We start from the raw sequence: 20,267 nt of genomic DNA, 5'->3' as shown, positions 1-20,267 counted from the left end.
CTCAGTGGCTGGGACGGCGCCTCCAACCCCTTCGGGGCGGGCTTCATGCGCCTGGTCCAAGACGGCGCCGACGTGCTGCTGGAAGCCGACCTGAATGGCGGCGGCGACAATTATCTCGGGCTGGTCAGGTTCCAAGGAACCAGCCTTGCGGATTTCACCGACGCCAACTTCCTTGTCGATCTTGGCACCGGCGAGGGGTATCAGCCTGACGGCGGCGGGGTGAACGGCGGTGCTTTCGCTGGAACTGCCGGAGACGACTCCATAGTCGGCCTTTTCGGAGACGACACCATCGCTGGTGAAGGAGGCAATGATACGCTCAGCGGCGAAAACGGTGCAGACCAGATCGATGGCGGCGCCGGTGATGACCAAATCTCTGGCGGATTTGGAAACGACGTTCTGACCGGCGGAGCAGACGCAGATAGCTTCATCTTCAATGTTGGGGAAGGTCAGGATACCATTACGGACTTCGTGGTGGGTACAGATGTTCTCGTTCTCAATGGCGGTCAGACAATCGACGGCATCAGCGAAATAGATACGGATGCTGTCGCTGGGAATGACAGCACCTTCATTGCATTTGCTGACGGCTCGTCTGCTGAACTGACAGGTGTTCTTGGTATCACTGACCCTAACGATCTTCTTTGACGATCAACCCCCAATGAACGGTCCGGTTCTTTGTCATAACTATGGAGAAAGCTATGCAGCTTATTAAATTCACGTCGATACTGCCTGCAATTGCGATCATGGCAGCCTGTGGAATGAATCCCCCAGGCGCTACTATGACTAATGACACGGCCCCCACAGACGCCCGTGCAATACTGGCTGGGAAAACACTTGTTCATCCGGACATCACAATGACGTTGCTGCAGAGCGGCCAGCTAAAGGGAGTTGCCCCGAATGGAAACGAAATCATCGGAACTTGGGCAATCAAAAGCAACCAATGGTGTCGGACTTTAGAAAAACCGGCAAAGTTTTCTGGAACAGCCTGCCGTGATTTTACAATCGAAGGCGACCAAGTCACTATGACCCGCCCAGACGGACAATCTGCCGTGTTCACGCTTCAGTAACGCAGCAAACTGAAACCCCCTTGGGAATCTCGCAGCCCATAGGCCGGTAACCGCCCGGTTATTGGGTCTGCGGACGGTGCCGTGTGGGCCTAAAACACGTAAACGGCGACGCCGCAATCGATGGATCGTAGTTGAGGCGGGCTACGGTTGACCTGCTCCCCGCGGAGTCCGCGTTTATTTGTTCGCTCTGTTCAGGTTTTGGTCCGCTATTGACCGTTGATCGGCCAATTGCCTGCCCCTGTGGGCTCTGATGCTGTAACCGCCCCCCGACGGCATCGACGTGCCAAGGTGGGATCGCAACAATCCATATTGGGAGGCGGTCATGTCGGAGATTATCACGGTCGGACTGGATCTGGCGAAGAATGTGTTCCAGGTCCATGGTGCTGACAGCAATGGCAGTGCTGTTTTACGCAATAAGCTCAGAAGGGCCCAAGTGCTTGAATTCTTCGCTAAGTTGCCGCCCTGCCTGGTGGCGATGGAGGCCTGCGGAGGCGCGCATTTCTGGGGTCGGGAGCTGGCCAAGCTCGGTCACGACATCAAACTCATCCCGCCCGCCTATGTGAAGCCCTTCATCAAGCGGCAAAAAAGTGACGTGGCGGACGCTGAGGCTATCTGCGAGGCGGCGCAGAGACCGAATATGCGCTTCGTGCCGGTGAAGAGCGAGGAAACGCAAGGGGCGGCCAGCGTCTTCCGCGTCCGAGAATTGCTCATCCGGCAGCGCACCCAGGCCGTCAACGCGCTCCGCGGACACCTCACCGAGTACGGTTGGGTCGTGCCACAGGGGGCGACGAATGCCCGGCGCCTGGTCTCCCTTGTCGCAGACGAGGCCTCAGGCCTGCCCGTCACGGCGCGGGCCTCCCTGACGGTCCTGACTGCAACGCTTGCCCAGCTCGACAGTCAGATCGAGACCTTGAATGCCGAGATCGACCGGCGAGCCAAGACGGATGAGGTTGCCCGGCGCCTGATGACGATCCCTGGCATCGGCCCGTTGATCGCCACGGCCATCGCCACTCTGGCTCCGCCGCTGGAAGCTTTCCGGAGGGGACGAGACTTCGCGGCATGGCTCGGCCTCACGCCGCGGCAGCACTCGACAGGCGGCAAGCAGAGGCTCGGCGCCACGACAAGGATGGGCGAGCGCTCTTTGCGCCGGTTGCTGATCATCGGGGCCAACAGCGTTATCATCAAGCGGCATTGCCACGCTTCGGCTCGTCCGGGCACGTGGTTGGCGGGAATGCTGGAGCGGAAGCCGACGATGCTGGTCCGGGTCGCCCTCGCCAACAAAATGGCGCGGATCGTCTGGGCGCTGATGAAGAGCGGTGATATCTACCGGTCTCCGGCCATGGCGGCTTAAGGTCCGCCAGCGGTCGCGAGGTCGTCGGAGCGGAGGAGGGCTGAGAGCAGCTTGGCGCAACGGTCGTGAGACGGGGTCGGAAGAACCAGAGTGCAACAGAGTGCCATCGAGCACGCGGCTTTGATTTGGTTCCGCCCCGCGAACACCATGCGGGCCCGCGGCATGACGATAGCCGCATCACGAGGCCGGATACATGTCAGCACCCGACACCGCGCCAAATTGCTCAAAAACCCTCTTGCGCAAGGGGCGGTTATACATGTTGCACAAATTGGCTGATGGCCGGGGTTCCCCTTTCCCCGGACAGACTGAGCTAATGGGATGAACTGCTTTCCCACCAACCCGCTGCTACCGTGGCGGGCATAGGTGGAGAGAGGAGCATCTGATGGACATCAAGGTTTGGCATCGAATGCTCGGGCAGCTATGGCGCAGGATTGTTGCGTTACATGCAGGCGGCTGGTGTCGAGGTTCTGGAGGTCACTGCCCCTGACAAACATGACCGACGCCGACGCGGAAAGAACGACCACTTCGATGCAGAAAGCGCGGCTCATGCCGCCTTTGCCAAACGGCACACCGTGACACCACTGAGCTACTCCCCAATGTTTGGACAGGATCTGGCGTAATTTAAGCTACTCGTTGCACCTGCTGATCGGGTTGGTTGATATCATTTCTCTGCCAATAGACCAGCGCCGGAGGCTTGCCGCCGAGGGCCGAGTGAGGGCGCTGGTGGTTGTAGAAGGTCATCCATTTCCGGATGGCCGCCTTCGTTTCTGATCCGGTCTCCCATGCATGCAGGTAGACACACTCGTATTTCAGAGTTCGCCATAGCCGCTCGATGAATATATTGTCGAGGAACCGACCTTTCCCATCCATCGAGATCCGCACGCCAGATCGGCGGAGCCGATCCGTCCAGGCGAAGGACGTGAACTGGCTTCCCTGATCCGTGTTCATGATCTCGGGCGGGCCAAATTTGTGAATGGCCTCGTTCAGCGCCTCGACACAGAAGTCGGCCTCGAGCGTGTTCGAGATCCGCCAGGCCAGAACCTTGCGGGTGTGCCAGTCCATGATCGCCACGAGGTAGAGGACCCCGCGCCGCATGGGCAGGTAGGTGATATCCGAGCACCAGACTTGGTTCGGACGTTCCACCCGAAGACCTCTCAACAGATAGGGATACGTCTTATGCCCCTTCGTCGGCCTGCTGGTGTTGGGCTTCTGGTAGATCGGCATGAGCCCCATGAGGCGCATCAGTCGCCGGATGCGCTTCTCCTTCACGAGGTGTCCGTCGTTGCGCAGGCGCCAGGTCATTTGCCGGACACCGAAGAACGGGGTCTCCAGGAACTGCTCGTCAATCCGCCGCATCAGGCCAAGGTTTTGCTCGGTCTCGCCCTTCGGCTCGTAGTAATAGGACGAGCGCGCGATCGACAGCAGCTTGCACTGCTGCCCAATGGACAGGTCCGGGTGGTCCGGCTCGATCATGCCGCGCCTCACTTCCCGCCCCAGGGCTTCAGCTTTCGTTCGAAAAAAAGTTGGCCACCGCCAGCTCCCCGATCTTAGTGTGGAGTTCCTTCACCTGCTCCTCGTCAATCTCCGGCTTCTTGCGGCTCCCGCGCTCGAACACGCCGGAGGCACCTTCGAGCAGGGCTCGCTTCCATTGATGAATCATCGTCGGATGAACCCCGAACCGGCTTGCCAGCTCGGCGGCCGTCTCCTCCCCTTTCAGGGCTTCCAGCGCGACCTTCGCCTTGAACTCAGGCGCGTGCTACTTCCGTTTCGACATCTCTGATCTCCTTCTCGTCGAAGATCAGCTGACTGCAAATCGTAGCTTATGTCAGTGTCCGAATTTCGGGGGGTAGCTCAGACATCGGACACCGTCCAGCCGTTGACGCCAACCTCCTCGACGATGGCCAGCTTCTCCTCGACAGTCTACCGTCGCCGCCGCTCAGGGCCTGTGAAAACCTCGTGTCGCATGAAAACCTCCATCTTCGTGGACACCGAAAATGACGTCCATAGCGACGTAGGCTAAGATCTGAAAACGGGGCCAGTAAGGCGGTACAAATCGGGTGCTTACGTTCTTCGGCTTCCCGGGCCAGGATATCGTCAATCATGGTTTGCAACGCCTCGGGTCTCGGGTTGATTTGGAGGTGCTGTTCTTCGCGCAGATGACGCTTCACGGCTTCAACTGAAGGTTCAATCCCACGCCCCGCCGAATCCTTGAGCGCCGTGGCAACTTGGTCTTGGTTGTAGGATTTCGGGCGTCCTGCGTTTGTTTTCGTAGTCATGGTTTCCCCTTGCTGTATGGGAATTTGTCAAATCCGATTTGACGAATGATTTGATAAATTGGTGTTTCGATCAGGAAAACGGGCTCGTCCCGGAGACTGACAGGGAACTGGGTTTATCATTTTTGCGGTAACAAACCGGGTTTGATTGCTGCTTCCAGCATCATCCCGTGTGCGGGTCTTCATCGTCGCATCGATGCAGTGGGGTCGCCGCGAACAGGCGGAAGGGGTCAGCCGCCAAACACCTACAGAACCAATGTGATTTCAAGATTTGGGGATTTCCCTAATTTGCATAGTGAAAAATGCTGCGTTTACAGCGTGCTGACGCGCCTGCGCCGCTCAGGAACGGGATTTTTCTCTCGAAAACGGGATAAAGGCCCGCTGAGACGGGATCAACATCCTGGAAAACGGTCGAGGGCAATCAAACCTGGTTTCGATATCCAGCTCCGGCCCCAGGTCTTCCGAACACAGCGATAAGGAAGCCTGGAATGGTAGCAGACAATGGAAAATTCAGAGTGTCGGCAATGATGATCGAATACCTTCGCGCCAGTCGGCTTGCGTTGAGAGATCAGAGGTTTCTGCTTGCCACCATCCATTTTCAGCACCTGCTCGGCGACTGGCCGAGCATCGATTGGGGTGCAGCCCGCGATCAGGAACACTGGATGCCATTGAAGGCCCACCGCAGCCTTGGCTGCGCTCCCAGATCCAACGATGCAAGGTCTTTTCAAGCGGTAACAGAGTTCTGGCAGGAGGAAAGGGTGCTGTTTGATGACATCGCCTTGACGCAGGATCACCGGCATGTCCGATGGCGGTTTTCGGAATTCAGCTTCGCAATGATGTCCGAGATGGACAGATACGCTTTGCTGATTGCAGAAAGGCTAAAAACCCCCCGGACAGATTTGGACATGGATGTCTTCCTTCAGGTCGTACTGCATCATAAAATGCAGCGCCCGGAATTCCGGATTCTCGATCAGGGTTTTCAAGGCCGTGGTGAAGAACCCGTGCCATTCAAGCTCAAGGATGTCGATCGAAAGCTTATGAGCAGTTTGCAGCGTCTGGCGGATCTCACCGGTTATCGTTTTGTCGTCGGCTACCTGCAGGAGGGCAAGGCACCTGGGTACACCTCGGTGGCCATTCGCATTCAGCACGAAAAGACGAAATGGCCATCCGGGCGCATTGATAAGTTTCCACCCCGGACCAGGCAATTTTCTCTGGCCCCGGAAGCCGGCGAAGCCCAGCAATCCTTGCAAATGAAGGCCTGACGAAAAAGATGTCAGAAAACCGCTTTGGAAAACCCAAAACCGGCCAATCTCCTTTATAAAGGAGTGGCAGAACGATGTTTCAACAACTGAAATCCTGGGGCGAGGCTAACGGACTTCCCGAAGGGAACTGGCCAAGACTGAAGGCCGCGATTGAATTCCACGAAACCTTCGTATGCAATGGCGATCTTGCGAACATCGTTCATCCCCATGATTTCGAGGACACCTGGCCTCACAATCTGAAGGATGTGCCAGCGCACTTCAGCAATCCGGCACAGTACCAAGCCTGGCGGAGTATTCTGATTTCCGGGTTGGAAGCGTATTCCGGACAAATTTCCCGAAAGTCAGCAGTTCAAGAAGAGGCGAAGGACGATTGGCTACGGCTGCGTGACTGGTGCAGGGAACGGGATTTTGGTTACGTGCATGAGAACAACCTTCTGGCGCTGCGCCGGATTGCCCTTAGGCTTGCTATCGAACCTGCAGGAGTGACCCAAGACTGGGCAGAGAAGGTGCAACAAGGCTTGGAGCAGTCTCAGCGCGCCTTGTTCAGGTCTGGTGTCGGCGCTTTTGAAAAAGCTCGCGCTCATCCTGAAATTCGTGAGGAGTTCGGTCTGACTGAAACACAGATTGGACGGCTCCAGTTCAAACCTTCGCCTAACGAAGATCAGCCCTTGCCGCCGCGCTTCAAGGCGGACTTTGAGGAATGGGTCGGCCTGCTGGTTGCTGGGGAGCCTATCGGGTTCCGGGGGCGGCGGCGTAAACCCGTGGCGGAGGCAACTCTGCGCCAGTACCGGTTTGCGGTCGCTTGGTTTTGGCGTGGCTTTGTTGTGGCGTTCCCAGGCCAATTTAACCCGGAAAGTGCCAAACTCGCACGCCAGATCGTGTTAGAGGAAATCGCCGAGATCGCGGACAAGACAAAAGGTCTTCAGCTCAAACCAGGTATGAAAAAGGAATACTTCTCTAAAATCCTGCCTTTCCTCCACCAATGGAATCCACAGCTGGTGCAACCAGGAAGGGGAAAGAAAGACAAAGGTAAAGGAAAAACAGACGGGGAAATTCGTGCGTACCGGGCGGATCAGCGAACGGCTCGCCGCGATGGAAGCACCAGAGAAGTTTGTAACTCAGGCCAGGGCGATTGAATCTGGGGAAACCGGCGTGAAACGATACCTCCATAAACCTGCTCTCAATGGAATGTTCAGGTTTATTGATTTGGCGGTCACCCAGGACCTTCCGTTGGATTTCCATAAGAGCACGATCATGGCATTTCTCGATGATCTTGATAAACGATCCACGGGCTCTGCGTACTGGTTGCGCTACGCAAATGCGATGCAGGAAGTGGCGCGCGAGATGGGTTACCCCTTCCAAGTCATCGATGGGTTCGAGGTGAGGTTGGGGCCGGTTTCTTAGAACATCAGGAACCTCACATGCGATACCGGCCCTTAGCTGCCGCTCATGCTTATATCGCATGATACACCGCTGTCCGTCATTTCGGACATTCGCTGTATTTGCAAAACACCCGCAGCTGCCTTGAAGGTAACAGGAGCAGCACTTAAGCCTGCGGAGCGCTGCTCCCCTGGTTATGACGCGATTTCCTTTGCCTGCTCGCGCAAGGCAAATTTCTGGATCTTGCCGGTCGAGGTTCTGGGGATCTCCGAAAAGACGAACTTGCCAGGAACCTTGTAGGGCGCCAGGCGGCCGCGGCACCAGCTGCGCAGGATCTGCGCATCGGCCTGCTTGCCCTTGGCAAGCTCGACAAAGGCGCAGGGGGTTTCGCCCCATTTCTCATGCGGCATTGCCACCACGGCAGCAACCGCAACCGCCGGGTGGCGGTAAAGCGCCTCTTCGACCTCGATCGAGGAGATGTTCTCACCACCCGAGATGATGATGTCCTTTGACCTGTCCTTGAGCTGGATATAGCCGTCGGGGTGCATGACACCCAGATCGCCGGAGTGGAACCAGCCGCCGGCAAAGGCTTCCTCGGTGGCCCTGGGATTGCGGAAATAGCCCTTCATCACGACGTTCCCGCGGAACATCACTTCGCCCATGGTCTGGCCGTCGCGCGGTACAGGCAGCATCGTGTCGGGGTCCAGTACGTCCAGCCCCTCAAGAGGCAGGTAGCGCACGCCCTGGCGCGCCTTCAGTGCGGCCTGTTCGGCAGGCGGCAGGTCCGACCAGCTGTGGTGCCAGTCATTGACCACCGCAGGACCGTAGGTTTCCGTCAGCCCATAAAGGTGGGTCACCTCAAAGCCTGCGGCCTTCATGTCCGCCAGCAGGCTTTCCGGCGGCGGTGCGGCGGCGGTAAAGAACTGCACCGGCTGGGAAAGTTCACGCTTGGCTTCTGCGGGTGCCGAGATCAGCAGCGACATCACGATGGGGGCGCCGCACAGGTGGGTCACGCCCTCGTCCGCCAGGGCGTTCCAGATGGGTTCTGCCCGCACCTGCCGCAAGCACACATGGGTGCCTGCGATGGCGGACAGTGTCCATGGGAAGCACCAGCCGTTGCAGTGGAACATCGGCAGGGTCCAGAGATAGACCGCGTGCTTCTGCATCGAGGTGGTCAGCGCATTGCCCTGCGCCAGCAGATAGGCGCCCCGGTGGTGCGAAACCACGCCTTTGGGGTCGCCGGTGGTGCCGGAGGTGTAGTTGATCGAGATCGCATCCCATTCGTCCTCCGGCATCAGCCAGGCGAAATCCGGCTTGCCGCGGGTCAGAAACACCTCGTAGTCGGCGGCCTCTGCATCTGCCGGCACACCGTCATACTCTGGGTCATCATACTGGATCAGAACCGGCGAGACCGTGGCAAGCGCCAGCGCATCCTGCATCAGCGGCATGAATTCCCGGTCCACGATCACCAGTTTCGACATCGCGTGGTCGAGCTGGAACGCAATGACCGCTGCATCCAGCCTTGTGTTGATCGAGTGCAGCACCGCGCCGCACATCGGGACGCCGTAATGGCACTCAAGCATTGCCGGGGTATTGGGCAGCAGCGCCGACACGGTGTCGCCGCGGGCGATCCCTTTCTTGGCCAAGGCCGAGGCAAGCCGCCGCGACCGGGCATAAAACTCTGCATAGCTGCGCCGTAGGGACCCATGCACGATCGCCGTGCGGTCCGGAAAGACGCTGGCGGCGCGTGCCAGGAAAGTTAGCGGCGTCAGCGGCTGATAGTTCGCCGGAGTGCGGTCCAGACCGGTGTTGTACGGGTTTTCCGTCATGGTCTCAGTGATCCTGCCATTGGGGGCGGCGTTTTTCGAGGAAGGCGCCGATGCCCTCTTCGGCATCGCGGGCGAGCATGTTGTCGACCATCACGCCGGAAGCATAGTTATAGGCGTCGGCCAGGGGCATTTCCCGTTGCGCGTAGAAGGCGCGTTTGCCGGTGCCCAGGGTCATCACCGACTTGGACGCGATCTTGCGGGCCATTTCCATCGTGGCCTGCTGCAGCTCCGCAGGCGGAACGGCCCGGTTTATCAGGCCGATTTCTTCTGCCCGCCGGGCCGGGGTCATGTCGCCGGTCAGCAGCATCTCCATCGCGTGTTTGCTGGCAACATTACGCGACAGGGCCACCATCGGTGTCGAGCAGAACAGGCCGATATGGACCCCCGGCGTGCTGAACCGGGCAGTCTCCGCGGCAATGGCCAGGTCGCAGCTGGCCACCAGCTGGCAGCCCGCCGCGGTGGCGATCCCGGTGACCTCGGCAATCACCGGCTTGGGGCAGTTGACGATGGCCCGCATGGTGGCAGAGCACATCGCCATCACCTTGGCAAAATAGGCCCGGCCGCCATCCGCAGCCGCGCGCCCGGCGGTCATCTCCTTGAGGTCATGCCCGGCGCAATAAGCGGGGCCGTTTGCCGCCAGGACGATAACGCGCACCTGCGGGTTTTCCCCCGCTTCGGCAAAGGCTTCGGCCAGCGCCGCCAGCATTGCCTCGGACAGGGCATTGCGCCGCCCGGCATCGTTCAGGGTCAGGCGCAGGATGCCATCGTCATCCAGGTCGCGCAGCAGGATATCGGTGTCTTGCACGGGGCTTTCTCCTGTTTTGAGGCTCAGCGAATGTTGATCTCGACGAAGTCGGCCAGCGTATTGGCGATAAAACAGTAGCGGTGCGCCCGGTCCTGCATCTGTGCCAGTTCCGCCTCATTGACCTGAAAGCCGGTGTCGAAACGCACCAGCGGGTGCATATCCAAGCGGGTCACCGACATTTTGCCTTTCGGGTTCTTGCCCAGATGCGCCACCACGTGATCATGGTAGCTGGCCACCGGCCACCCGGCCTTGGCGGCCAGAGCAAGAAAGGTCAGCATGTGGCAGCTGGACAGCGCCGAGGCGAGCGCCTGTTCGGGGTTCGTGCAGTTTGGATCGCCGCCATAATCGGGGGCGGCGTCCACCTGCACGTCGTAGCCGTTGTTGAGCTGAACGGTATGCTCCGCCGTGTAGGCGCCGGGCTTGAGTTCGGGCTCAATGCGGTGCCAGTGCAGATCGATCGAAATATCCGACATTTCCGTAAATCCTCGTTCCGGCGTTCAGCTTGCTGCGAGCGATTTCTTGGGGTCGTAGAAGGGGATTTCGACGATCTTGGCCTTTGCCGGGCCATTGGCAGTCTTCACTTCGACTTCGGTGCCCAGTTCCGAACTTCCGGCAGAGACCATCGCCAGCGCGATATTCTTCTCAAGGCGCGGCGAGTAGACGGCCGAAGTCACCTTGCCGACAGTGCCGCCATCCTTGGTGACCGGCCAGAAAGTGGTGTTGGGGCCTTTCAGCGGTTCACACTCGATAACCAGCCCCACCTGCTTGCGGCTGACACCTTTCTCCTTGATGCGGCGCAGCGCTGCCTTGCCGATGGAATCGGCCTCCATGTCGAGGTTCACCAGCCGGTCAAGCCCGAGCTCAAAGGGGTTGGTGTGGATGTCGGCATCAGCGTGATAGGACAGCATGCCGCCTTCGATCCGCCGGATCGAGGAGGTGTGGCCCGGCTGCAGGCCAAAGGGTTTGCCTGCCGCCATGATCTTTTCCCACAGCTCGTCGCCGCGCGACCCGTCCTGCAGGTAGAGCTCATAGCCCAGTTCGCTGGACCAGCCGGTGCGCGACACGATCAGCGGGATGCCGTCCAGCTCGGCTTCGCGCAGCCAGTAGTATTTCAGGTCCATGATGCTGTCGCCGAACAGCGCGCGCATGATCTCGCCCGATTTCGGCCCCTGCAGCTGCAGCGGCGAAACATCGGGCTCGCCGATGGTGACATCCATGCCGGAATGCACCGCCACGCCCTGCGCCCACAGCAGAATGTCACTGTCTGCCAGCGAGATCCAGAAGTGGTTCTCCGCCAGCCGCAGGAGGATCGGGTCGTTCAGGATGCCGCCATCGGCATTGGTGATCAGGATGTATTTGCACTGGCCCACCGCCATTTTCGACAGGTCGCGCGGGGTCAGCATCTGCACGAATTTCGCCGCATCCGGACCAGTGATCTCCACCTGGCGCTCGACCGCCACATCGCACAGGATCGCGTCGTTCACCAGGTTCCAGAAGTTCTGCTCCGGATCGCCGAAATCGCGCGGGATGTACATGTGGTTGTACACCGAGAAACCCTTGGCGCCCCAGCGCACGGTGGCGTCGAAATAGGGGGATTTGCGGATCTGTGTGCCGAACCCGAAACTGTTTGATTGCGTCATGTCTTTCACCCTTTGCACCGGCGGCCCGATCAGCCGCGGACTGTTTGAACTGGGTGAAGGATTACCCGCACAGGCGGGCCGGGAGCGGACTGAAAAACAAGACCTGGGCAGACCAAACGGACTGATGTCAGACAGGCTTGCAGACCGTTCAGACGCTTCCGGTCATTTGCCGGACCTGGCCGCCAACCCGGAAAGATTCGGCTGGGCGGATTTGACGTGGCGCGTCACGATGTAAGTCATGTAGCGGTCAATCCCCAGTTCGGCCGCCAGCAGGGTTTCCATCAACTCCTGAAATGCTGCCAGGCTTGGTGTAAAGACCTTCATGACGTAATCCATGCCACCGCCTGTGGCGATGCATTCGGTGACCTCGTCCAGCTTTCGGATATGGCCCTCGAAACGGTCAAAATCAGACTTGCGGTGATGTGTGAGAGAGACGGTCACAACCACCTGCGTGAAATCACAGACCCGGTCGAGTGCAACGTCGGCGTGATAGCCGCGGATGAACCCGGCTGCCTTCAATTTCGTAAGCCGGGCCCAGCACGGGGTCGGCGACAAGTTGACGATCTCCGCCAGCTTGGTTTTGCTAAGCTGGCCGTGCTTCTGGACTGCGCTGAGGATACGAATATCAGTCGCATCAAGGCTGAACTTGTCCATGCATCGGGGCCTTTCAAAGCAAGGGTTTGGCAGTCCAATACAATCACCAGCAATAGCCCGGAAGCAACATTTTGCTCCAGCGAGGCGGTTTGCGGCGCAGGCCACTGGCTGATTAGCGTCTGGCGAAATTTGCAAAAGAGCGTATTGCTTGAAACCGATAGCAACCCACTGCCACTGCGCCATGGTAAGATACCGGCATAAGAATTTCGGGGGGCTCTGCAACTGACTATTCTGAATGTCAGCTTAACTGGACTTTGAGCTACCATCAAAAGACGCAAGGAAGGTCCGGAAACCGCCCATCCTTCCCTGTGCGGTGTTGTAGACCGAACCTGAAACCATTTCCTTGAAAACAGATCTGAACCCATCTTCCCACCAGAAATGGAGCGCAGATGGAACAATCAGACGAACCAAACTGGAAGCTGGATCTGGCAATGGTCAAGGATCTTGCCGAATTCTTTCGGATAGATCGCACTGCTGTACCGGATGTCATGACGACCATGGGGATCCCGAAGCGCGGCGCAGGCTATCCTTGGATCAGAATTTGGGTCGCTCTTGGTATCGACCTCGAAACTGTGAAAGACCCGGAAGATCTCAAAAACCCATTGGCGGAGCTGAAACAGGTGGCCGCAAAGCTGGGAGAGAGCGCAAAGACAACGCGCCGTCGCAGCAATGGTGAACACCGGGATAAATCCATTCCGGCGTATATCGAGTTTGGTCCCCGAAAGCGCTTGTTTTTTCCGGCAGAGATCGAAAGCTGGCTTCTGGGGGAACAGCTGCCCTTCGGCCGGGAACAGAAGAACCTGTCGTTCATCCCTGGACAGACAAAAAGAACTGGAGCGCGCAAAGCAGCACGCAGAGAGGCCGAGGTCACATTGTCTCCTTCACCCTCAACAGCTGCCTTGTTCATGGTACCGCCCAAATCAGGCTGAACCAAAACCGGAGTTTCCCGAAGCTCCTCCCGGGACCTACCTCCTTTCCGCACCCGGAAAGGAGGTTTTCTTTTGTCTGTCAGCAGGGTGCCGCCATGCCCATTTTATCAGCAACACTCCCGCGACAATGACACCTGGGCAGGGAATTGGCCGAACAACGGACAGATGACAGGCCGAGCGGACAAAATGACAAACGCCCCCGAATTTTCGGGAGCGGAAAGTGGAGGATTATTTGTCATTTTCGGCTTCGGTTTTTGGAATAACGGCCAATTTGTCATTCAGCGGACAAGAAAAGAGACCTTCATGAGCTTTTTCACACCCATCGCGCCGGTGACCATGCAGAACGTGCTGGACTGGACCATCGCGCAAGACAAGAAAGACTACGTCTCCCCGGTCATGCGGTGCAGTGAGTTGTACAAGAACCGGCACCTGCAAGACATTCCGGCCGATCTGGATGAATTTAAGCGACGCTTTCCGCTGGGCGGTTTCGATCCCCGGCATTTCAAGACCGAGAAGGCCTACAAGGCCTGGCGCCGGAAAGTGTCCGCCGCCATCAAAGGAGCCACCGGGCAGCTGCAGGAAGAACAGGAGCGCCGGGCGCGGCAAGACGCCTGGGCGGAGTTGATCGATGCTGTGGAGCCGCTCACCGGCATGCCCGAAGAGGCGATGTATCCGCACCAAGTGCTGATCCCAATCCGGAAGCTGGCCGATCTTGCCCGGCAGCATGGCAAAGGCCCCAGCCAAATTTCCCAGGAATGGCTGTGCGGGCTGCGGACACGTTTGGGATCAAATGAATGGAAATCCCTGCAATCCGCTCTTCGGCAACTGAATCATTTCCGGTACCTGTCTTCGGTCCGGCCGCTGCTTCCGCCTGAGCCGTTTGCCGAACCCGCGGTTCTGCGCGCCAACATCCTGCCTGGTATCCCGGTTCACGTCGCAGCTGAGATCAATGACTGGGTGCTCAACGCGACGAGTGGAGAATACGATCCGGTCGAAGATAGATACGAGGAAGGGACCTCTGAGGATGACAAGTCCTTCAAGACAGCAGCGTTGCGCAAGTTTGTCAGCACCCTGTCGGAATGCGCTGATCCTGTGGCGGACCTTGGGCTGAGGGAACTCCTTTCTCCTGACTATGCAGTGCAGGTCGTGCGCAGGTGGTCGTCCAACATGGATGGGGCCGGCAAGATCGCCGCCCGGACGGCACATGACTACCTCAAAGCCATCTACGTCGTGATGGCGCGCAATGGCCTGTCACCGGATGCGATGAAGGCGCAGCTCGCAAACAACCGGTTTTTGAAGCAGGGGAAGAAGCAGGGCAGCCATATGTCACCCTGCGCGAGGACCTTCTGTGAAACTCTGCTGGGATCGCAGAAACTGACCCTGACCTTCCTTTCCCTGCACGTGCAGTTGCGCAACCGGGCCCAAAAGCTCCTCAACAACTTCACGGCGGATGAGCGGGCAATGACCTCGAGAGAGATCGAGGAGGTGCGTTCCATCGGTTCGGTGGCGGCCGTCTGCGCTCTCGAAACCCGCGGCGCACCGATCCGCATCGAAAACGCGCTGGCGCTGGCAATCCGCGGCGATAACATCACATTCCACCTGCCGGGCAGGATGACCGATCACGCGACAATCGCGCTGTCGCCGGAGCACACCAAGAACGACAACGAGATCTGGGCGCCGATCGAACGCGGCAACCTGAACGGGCTCGAAGTGATCGAATGGCACATGGAAACGATCCGTCCGCTGTATCCGGGTGCGGATAGCAGCGATTTCCTGTTCCCGGGGATTATTGCGGAGGGCAATCTGCCCTATGAGACCTTTCTCGGCTGGTTCAAGCGCGAAACCCGTGCTGCCGGCTTGCCGATGACCCCGCATAATTTCCGCCACGGCTTGGCCTCGCTGCTGATCGAAGCCAACCCGGGAAGGTGGGACCTGCTCGAGCGGCTGCTCGACGACACCGTCGGCACTGCCAGGAAAAACTATGGCTGGATCAACAAACGCGTGCAGCGCTTCGAGGTGCAGAAATACGTGCTCGATCTGACGAGGCTGAAGGTATGAAGAAACCTGATCGCCGGACCGTCCAGAAAATCCTGCAGCATCAGCGCTGGGATCCCTTGGCCGCTAAGCTGGACATGAGGGCTGTCACCGCGCCGCAATTGCGTGTCCTCGATGATTTCCTCGCCTTCATCGAAGGCAGGCAGATTGCTTCGATATGGGAACTTTCGGTTTCGGACTGCCTGTCATTCGATGCCGGGTATCGGTCCGCCAACCGCTTGCGCGCCTTGAAAAAGGCGATGCAGGCTGTCTTCCCGGCCCAGCCCGCCATCCTCGTTCTGACTGACGCCATCCGTCGGAAAGAGGCGCAAACCCGGAAACCGGTGGCCACGGCGCCAAGGCAGCGCACGCTCAGGGTGTCGATTCCGGAGGAGGAATTGCCAGAGCATTGGAAAAACGCGCTGGCAGACATGGCGGCAGGCTTTGATGGGTACGGTGTCATCGCACCGTCTCCAAAAATGATCCCGACATACAGAATGAAGCTGAGGCAGCTGGCCTGTTCGGCCAGAAAGGCCGGGGTGCCGGAGGAAATCTCGGTTGAGGCAGTGAAGGCCTTCACCCGCGACATGCGTGGACGCGGGCTGGCCGCCGCGACACAGCTGGCCTCTTTCTCTGCATTGAAGAAATGTGCCCGCTATGTCGGCGCCGACCAGGAGGCGCAGGAGCTATTGTCGCAGCTCCTGCGAAATGCTGAGGATCAAGCCCGCAAAGCACCAAAGAAGAAGTATGAAAAGCTGCAGAAAACCGGATATTCGCCGGTAGCGATCATCGGCCGCGCGGAGGACTTTCTGAAGGAGGCGGAAAGCCTGACATGCCCACGCTCGCGCCAGGCGTTGAGAAACACCGCCGCTGCTTTGGCGCTGTTTTCTGTGCTGCCGGTCCGCTTGGCGGATACACGGCTTGTATTCGGGGAGCACCTGTCGTGGCGGCAAGGGCGATATGAGCTGCACATCACCCTGTCCAAGGATGATGAGACTTATGACGCGGAAATTGATCCCCGGCTGAATGTATTCATTGATGCACTGATCCTCAGGGGGTGTGACGAGGCCTGGCTCGACCAGATGCGCAACGGCTGCCTGAAGTCCAATCGGCCGCTCTTCGTTCGAAACGACGGGGCAGGTGTGGGCTACAACTATATCTCTGATTGCTGGCGCAGTGTTTTCGGAACCGGCGAGCATATTGCCCGGACCATCCTGCATACCTTTCTGGGTGTTGAGTTGGGGGCTGCCGGAACGGACATGGCCCTGGCGGCCAACGGCCAGAAATCACCACGGACAGCTGCGGATTACCAAGACCAAATGGTTGCAAAAGCACAGCGCCTGCAGGGGCAGAAATCCTTTGAGGATATGGTCGGCGGCGTGAACTTGAAGCTCTTTGAATTCACCTGAAACGGGCTTGGAGGCGAGCTTTTCAGCGCATCCCTCGAGTTGAGAATGCGCTGAAAAGCGTCCTCCAACCCTGAAAAAAAGAATAACCATGGAACCTGTTTTCATCGATTTCGAAGCGTCAAGTCTGGCGGCCAAAAGCTGGCCCATCGAGGTTGGTATCGCTTGGGTGGACAGCGGACGGGTTGCTGACGAGGCGAAACTCATCCGTCCGGAGCCGTCTTGGTCGATGGATGACTGGCATCCGGCAAGCGAGAAGGTGCACGGCATCCTTAGGAGCGCTCTGAATGAGGCGGAAACGGCGGGAAGCGTAGCAATGTGGCTTCGGGGCAAGCTCCAAGGAAAACGCGTTGTCAGCGATGCGCCGGAATTCGATCAGCGTTGGCTCGACCGTCTGATGCAATCCATCGGTGGAGCACCGGATATCACGCTCGACGACTTTGATCGTGCGGTCTGGTGGGCCTTTTCGGAAATGGACGGTCAGATTGCTCCAGGACGTCTGCACGACGTGTACAGCCATCTGGCGAATGAAGCGACGGTTCATCGCGCAGGTGACGATGCGGCCAAACTGGCCCGGGCTTGGCTGGCAGGGATCAGGGAAAGCAAGGAATGAGGCTTGAATGGTGATGATGCCGAAGGAGAATTTGATTATCTGGCCGAACCCACAATCACGAAGAGATCGAAGACCTTTGTTTTCCGCGCAGTCCTCAGGTTGAGACCGCGCAGAACACAAAGTCATTCGAAAACTGAAAAGGAACAACACAGCGACGCTCCGCCCCCTTCTTGAGCTGCCCTGAATGGCAGCAAACCACTAAAAAGGAGTTGCGCTATGCACACATCCCCTTCACCTGCCGTTCAGGCCCTTTTTCTCTTTCTTTCCGAGAACAATGAGGGCCTGCAGAATGCTGCCCTCGTTTTGGGCGGCGGAAAGGCCCTGAAACGCGTTCAGTATCTGGCGGATCATCTCGGATTGAGCCGGCAGCTGAGCCGCCGTGCCCGTCTCGATCTCGTCGCCCTGCACGAGCTGTTCACCCTGAAATACGTTGGTGACCCGCTGCGCCTCGAAACCGCGCTTTTCGCAGAAATCGATCCCATGGATCCGATGGTTGAAGAGATCTGTCTTTTGACAGACCGCCTGGAAGATCACATGCGCGCCATCGATGCTGCGTCGGATCTGCCGGTCTTCGATTTGGCTGCATGAGGGAGGTTCAGATGCAATACGACACAGGTTACGAACCAGAAACTCCTCAGGAGCGGGCTGCTCTTCGAGCCATCCGGTATGCGAGGCTCTTCGTAACGGAATGGCGAGAAGCTTCAGTTGAGATCCCGGAGTTGAAGCTCCGCCAGATCGCGGCAACGCTCGAACGCCTCGACGACGGTGTGCTTTTCGATTTTCAGGACGTGTCTGTTCTGGAAATTCTCGAAAAGGCCATTGTCCGGCACGTGAATGACATTCGGGAAGGGTATGGTAGCCGGGCCATTCGATTGGATGTCAGCGGCGATGATATTCTTTGCCCGACGCTTCGAGAGGGCCGTTATCTCATCGAGCAATGGAAATGCTTCAAGCATGCGCGCCAACACGTGCTGGATCTCCGGCAGGCGCGGAAAATAGCCGATAGGTTTGGGTGAGACCAACCAGGTCGCCGTTACTGGGAAGCCGGGGACGGCGGCACCCGCGTTTGACGCCTCTGCGATAGAGTATCAAACAAACAAATTTTCCGATTTTCAGAATGAACCGAGTTCCTGCTCGCGAGGCGCAGTCGTCGCTCGCAAGCAACGGAAACCGTTCGCGAATATCCGCGAAAAGGAAGAAGAAAGGGGCAAAAAATGCCCGCAGCAAAGCCTTCCCAAGCTTCCATCGCCAACACCATTAAAGCCATCGTCGCGGCTGACCTCATACCGGGGGCAGTCCACGTCGATGCAGATGGCGGATTTCACGTGGATATTATTATCGCGGACTCCCTTGTCGTGGCCGCTGACCGGAACCCGGCGGCAAATGACGCGGCACTGACCTGGGAGGACGTGGCATGAAGATCAATGTCCACTTCCCCGGCCTTTGCGAAGAGGAAACGCCTGCAGGCAACGTGCGTTGGCGCGTGCGCGTCGAGGGCGAGAAACGCCGGAAGATCACGATCCCTGTGGGGCCGGATCATCCGGATTTTCAGCTGCACTACGACGCCGCTCGGTTTGGTGAGAAATTGCGACGGGATCACGTTTCCAAACCAGTTGGAGGCTCGCTGGATGAGTTGAGGGAGCGGTATGTGGCCTGGATGCGAGTTCAAGTGAAGGCGGGCAACCTCGACAAGAAGACGTTGGAAAGCCGTGAGCGCGGCCTGCGCCAAGCCTGTGATTGCCTGACCCGAAATCGCAAGGCTCGCATGGGGGCAGTAAAAGTGTCGATGCCTATGGAGGCCTTCACGCACATCCGGGATTCTTTCGGGGCCCGGACTGGGGCCGCGGCTACCTGCCTCAAGGCCTTGCGGGCGGCATACCGGTGGGGTTCGGAATGCGGTTTTCACCACGAAGGTCATGTGTATGACGTAAAAAATCCGCACGTATCCAAAGGTGGGGCCGTGCCCTGGACAGCGGAGGATAAGGCCGCATTCCTGAAGCGTCACGGGCCCGGAACAATGGCGCGCCGCTGGTTCTTGCTTGCCAATGATACAGCAGGGCGGATCGGGGACACGCACCTTCTTGGCCCTGCCAATGAACTCTTCGAAGGCGACAATCAGATAATTTCCTGGCAGCCCGGAAAGAAGGGAGCGCAGCCGGTGCAAGTACCAATGAGTGCGGAATTGATGGTTGAGCTCTCGGGGCTTCCCGAGGACGCACCTGCTTACCTGCTTACCTGCTCACCGAACGGGGCAAACCGTTCGCATCGGCTGGAAGCCTCGGCAACCGGGTGAGAAAATGGATTATCCAAGCCGGCCTTTGCACCATCGAAACCAACTCCGCTGGTGAAAAGGTGAAGAAAGCCACCCGCTCACAGCATGGGGTCCGCAAGGCGCGAGCTGAGGAGATCGCGGAGCAGGGCGGCTCGGTTTATGAGGTGATGGCTCTTCTCTCGCACAGCGATGTGAGAACCGCTGAGATCTATACCAAAAAAAGTAGATCGGGCCCGCCTTGCGAAACAGGCGGCCAGGCGCCGGAGCCGGGCTGGCTGAGCAGCCGGTGTCCCACGGCGCGTAAAACGTGGGACACTTCCTATCGAAAATGCCTGTAAAACAGGGGTTTTAGGGAGGAAGTGGCAGCCCGTAGGGGAATCGAACCCCTCTTTCCAGGTTGAAAACCTGGCGTCCTAACCGATAGACGAACGGGCCACTCTTTCTGTGAGGCGGGTTCTACTGATTGCGCGGGGCGGGCGCAAGAGGATTTTTGCCGGAATCCGAAGTTTTTCTCACGCCGCAAAATTGGCTAAATCCCTGAGACGCAAATAGAAAAACCGCCAGCTAAAGCGGCGGCGCGGCGTGGATAACTCTGGGGGGAAGTGGCAGCCCGTAGGGGAATCGAACCCCTCTTTCCAGGTTGAAAACCTGGCGTCCTAACCGATAGACGAACGGGCCACTCTGTGCGTGAGCGGGTGTTTAGTGGCAAGGGCTGCGGCTCGCAAGAGGAAAATCACAGAATTGCGATTTTTCTT

The 20,267-nt window shown here is 58.4% G+C and carries 20 protein-coding genes, 2 tRNA genes and 1 pseudogene; 15 read left to right on the top strand and 8 right to left on the bottom strand.

The genetic code is table 11. The annotated features are described in order from the left end of the window. From ACOHX0_RS05155 to ACOHX0_RS05140, 4 genes and pseudogenes are all read left to right on the top strand, one after another. A partial coding sequence (locus tag ACOHX0_RS05155) for a calcium-binding protein (RefSeq protein ID WP_420675619.1) occupies positions 1-642 on the top strand: 642 nt, incomplete at its 5' end. Between the two features lie 53 nt (positions 643-695). After that, positions 696-1,064 (top strand): hypothetical protein, encoded by a 369-nt coding sequence (locus ACOHX0_RS05150; RefSeq protein WP_420675618.1) that lies wholly within the window; start codon positions 696-698, stop codon positions 1,062-1,064. A 322-nt stretch (positions 1,065-1,386) separates the two neighbouring features. Further along, positions 1,387-2,415: an IS110 family RNA-guided transposase gene (locus tag ACOHX0_RS05145; RefSeq protein WP_420675617.1), complete on the top strand. Its 1,029-nt coding sequence runs from the start codon at positions 1,387-1,389 to the stop codon at positions 2,413-2,415. Between the two features lie 392 nt (positions 2,416-2,807). After that, positions 2,808-2,996, top strand: a pseudogene (locus tag ACOHX0_RS05140) (IS110 family transposase); the annotation flags it as partial. A gap of 40 nt (positions 2,997-3,036) precedes the next feature. Here the strand turns inward: ACOHX0_RS05140 and ACOHX0_RS05135 are convergent. Further along, a protein-coding gene (locus ACOHX0_RS05135; protein WP_420675727.1) for an IS3 family transposase occupies positions 3,037-4,141 on the bottom strand; the annotation gives its coding sequence in 2 pieces (ribosomal slippage) (positions 3,037-3,937 and positions 3,936-4,141; 1,107 coding nt in all). Between the two features lie 1,035 nt (positions 4,142-5,176). On the opposite strand from ACOHX0_RS05135, the gene ACOHX0_RS05130 reads away from it, so the two are divergent. The 3 genes from ACOHX0_RS05130 to ACOHX0_RS05120 all read left to right on the top strand — a co-directional run bounded on the left by ACOHX0_RS05130 (position 5,177) and on the right by ACOHX0_RS05120 (position 7,354). Further along, positions 5,177-5,950: a hypothetical protein gene (locus tag ACOHX0_RS05130; protein WP_420675616.1), complete on the top strand. Its 774-nt coding sequence runs from the start codon at positions 5,177-5,179 to the stop codon at positions 5,948-5,950. A 74-nt stretch (positions 5,951-6,024) separates the two neighbouring features. Then, positions 6,025-7,086, top strand: coding sequence for a hypothetical protein (locus ACOHX0_RS05125; protein ID WP_420675615.1), 1,062 nt, complete (start codon positions 6,025-6,027; stop codon positions 7,084-7,086). 16 nt (positions 7,087-7,102) lie between these two features. Further along, a complete protein-coding gene (locus ACOHX0_RS05120) occupies positions 7,103-7,354 on the top strand; it encodes a hypothetical protein (RefSeq protein WP_420675614.1) in 252 nt (83 codons plus the stop codon). Positions 7,355-7,524: 170 nt separating this feature from the next. On the opposite strand, the gene ACOHX0_RS05115 is transcribed toward ACOHX0_RS05120, so the two are convergent. The 5 genes from ACOHX0_RS05115 to ACOHX0_RS05095 all read right to left on the bottom strand — a co-directional run bounded on the left by ACOHX0_RS05115 (position 7,525) and on the right by ACOHX0_RS05095 (position 12,258). Further along, positions 7,525-9,159, bottom strand: a complete 1,635-nt coding sequence (locus ACOHX0_RS05115; RefSeq protein WP_420675613.1) for an acyl-CoA synthetase — start codon at positions 9,157-9,159, stop codon at positions 7,525-7,527. Between the two features lie 4 nt (positions 9,160-9,163). Continuing rightward, positions 9,164-9,964 carry an enoyl-CoA hydratase gene (locus ACOHX0_RS05110; protein WP_420675612.1) on the bottom strand — a complete coding sequence of 267 codons (801 nt, stop codon included), beginning with the start codon at positions 9,962-9,964 and terminating at the stop codon, positions 9,164-9,166. Between the two features lie 23 nt (positions 9,965-9,987). Further along, positions 9,988-10,437: an OsmC family protein gene (locus ACOHX0_RS05105; protein ID WP_420675611.1), complete on the bottom strand. Its 450-nt coding sequence runs from the start codon at positions 10,435-10,437 to the stop codon at positions 9,988-9,990. A gap of 24 nt (positions 10,438-10,461) precedes the next feature. Further along, positions 10,462-11,604 carry a glycine cleavage T C-terminal barrel domain-containing protein gene (locus tag ACOHX0_RS05100; RefSeq protein WP_420675610.1) on the bottom strand — a complete coding sequence of 381 codons (1,143 nt, stop codon included), beginning with the start codon at positions 11,602-11,604 and terminating at the stop codon, positions 10,462-10,464. A 162-nt stretch (positions 11,605-11,766) separates the two neighbouring features. Further along, the gene (locus tag ACOHX0_RS05095) at positions 11,767-12,258 is read right to left on the bottom strand and encodes an Lrp/AsnC family transcriptional regulator (RefSeq protein WP_264212267.1); all 492 of its coding nucleotides are present in this window, start codon (positions 12,256-12,258) and stop codon (positions 11,767-11,769) included. 389 nt (positions 12,259-12,647) lie between these two features. Between ACOHX0_RS05095 and ACOHX0_RS05090 the strand changes: the two genes are divergently transcribed. From ACOHX0_RS05090 to ACOHX0_RS05055, 8 genes are all read left to right on the top strand, one after another. After that, positions 12,648-13,187 (top strand): hypothetical protein, encoded by a 540-nt coding sequence (locus ACOHX0_RS05090; RefSeq protein WP_420675608.1) that lies wholly within the window; start codon positions 12,648-12,650, stop codon positions 13,185-13,187. A 186-nt stretch (positions 13,188-13,373) separates the two neighbouring features. Then, the gene (locus ACOHX0_RS05085) at positions 13,374-15,245 is read left to right on the top strand and encodes a site-specific integrase (protein WP_420675607.1); all 1,872 of its coding nucleotides are present in this window, start codon (positions 13,374-13,376) and stop codon (positions 15,243-15,245) included. Further along, positions 15,242-16,630: a hypothetical protein gene (locus ACOHX0_RS05080; protein ID WP_420675606.1), complete on the top strand. Its 1,389-nt coding sequence runs from the start codon at positions 15,242-15,244 to the stop codon at positions 16,628-16,630. The genes ACOHX0_RS05085 and ACOHX0_RS05080 overlap by 4 nt, the downstream gene beginning before the upstream one ends. Positions 16,631-16,718: 88 nt before the next feature. After that, positions 16,719-17,240: a 3'-5' exonuclease gene (locus ACOHX0_RS05075; protein ID WP_420675605.1), complete on the top strand. Its 522-nt coding sequence runs from the start codon at positions 16,719-16,721 to the stop codon at positions 17,238-17,240. Positions 17,241-17,456: 216 nt separating this feature from the next. After that, complete coding sequence (locus ACOHX0_RS05070) at positions 17,457-17,828, top strand: hypothetical protein (RefSeq protein WP_420675604.1); 372 nt, start codon at positions 17,457-17,459, stop codon at positions 17,826-17,828. An 11-nt stretch (positions 17,829-17,839) separates the two neighbouring features. Next, complete coding sequence (locus ACOHX0_RS05065) at positions 17,840-18,256, top strand: hypothetical protein (RefSeq protein ID WP_420675603.1); 417 nt, start codon at positions 17,840-17,842, stop codon at positions 18,254-18,256. Positions 18,257-18,454: 198 nt separating this feature from the next. Continuing rightward, a complete protein-coding gene (locus tag ACOHX0_RS05060; RefSeq protein WP_420675602.1) occupies positions 18,455-18,658 on the top strand; it encodes a hypothetical protein in 204 nt (67 codons plus the stop codon). Then, positions 18,655-19,533 (top strand): hypothetical protein, encoded by an 879-nt coding sequence (locus tag ACOHX0_RS05055; RefSeq protein ID WP_420675601.1) that lies wholly within the window; start codon positions 18,655-18,657, stop codon positions 19,531-19,533. The genes ACOHX0_RS05060 and ACOHX0_RS05055 overlap by 4 nt, the downstream gene beginning before the upstream one ends. 339 nt (positions 19,534-19,872) lie before the next feature. Here the strand turns inward: ACOHX0_RS05055 and ACOHX0_RS05050 are convergent. Both ACOHX0_RS05050 and ACOHX0_RS05045 read right to left on the bottom strand, forming a co-directional pair. Further along, positions 19,873-19,947, bottom strand: a tRNA-Glu gene (locus ACOHX0_RS05050). A 168-nt stretch (positions 19,948-20,115) separates the two neighbouring features. Further along, positions 20,116-20,190 (bottom strand) — tRNA-Glu (locus ACOHX0_RS05045). Positions 20,191-20,267 lie beyond the last annotated feature (77 nt).

The sequence above is a fragment of the Cribrihabitans pelagius genome, assembly GCF_048820915.1.
In the GTDB taxonomy this organism is placed as follows: Bacteria; Pseudomonadota; Alphaproteobacteria; order Rhodobacterales; family Rhodobacteraceae; genus Cribrihabitans_A; species Cribrihabitans_A pelagius.
The sequence above is the reverse complement of the archived record's forward strand: the minus strand, read 5'-3'. Positions and strand labels throughout refer to the sequence as shown.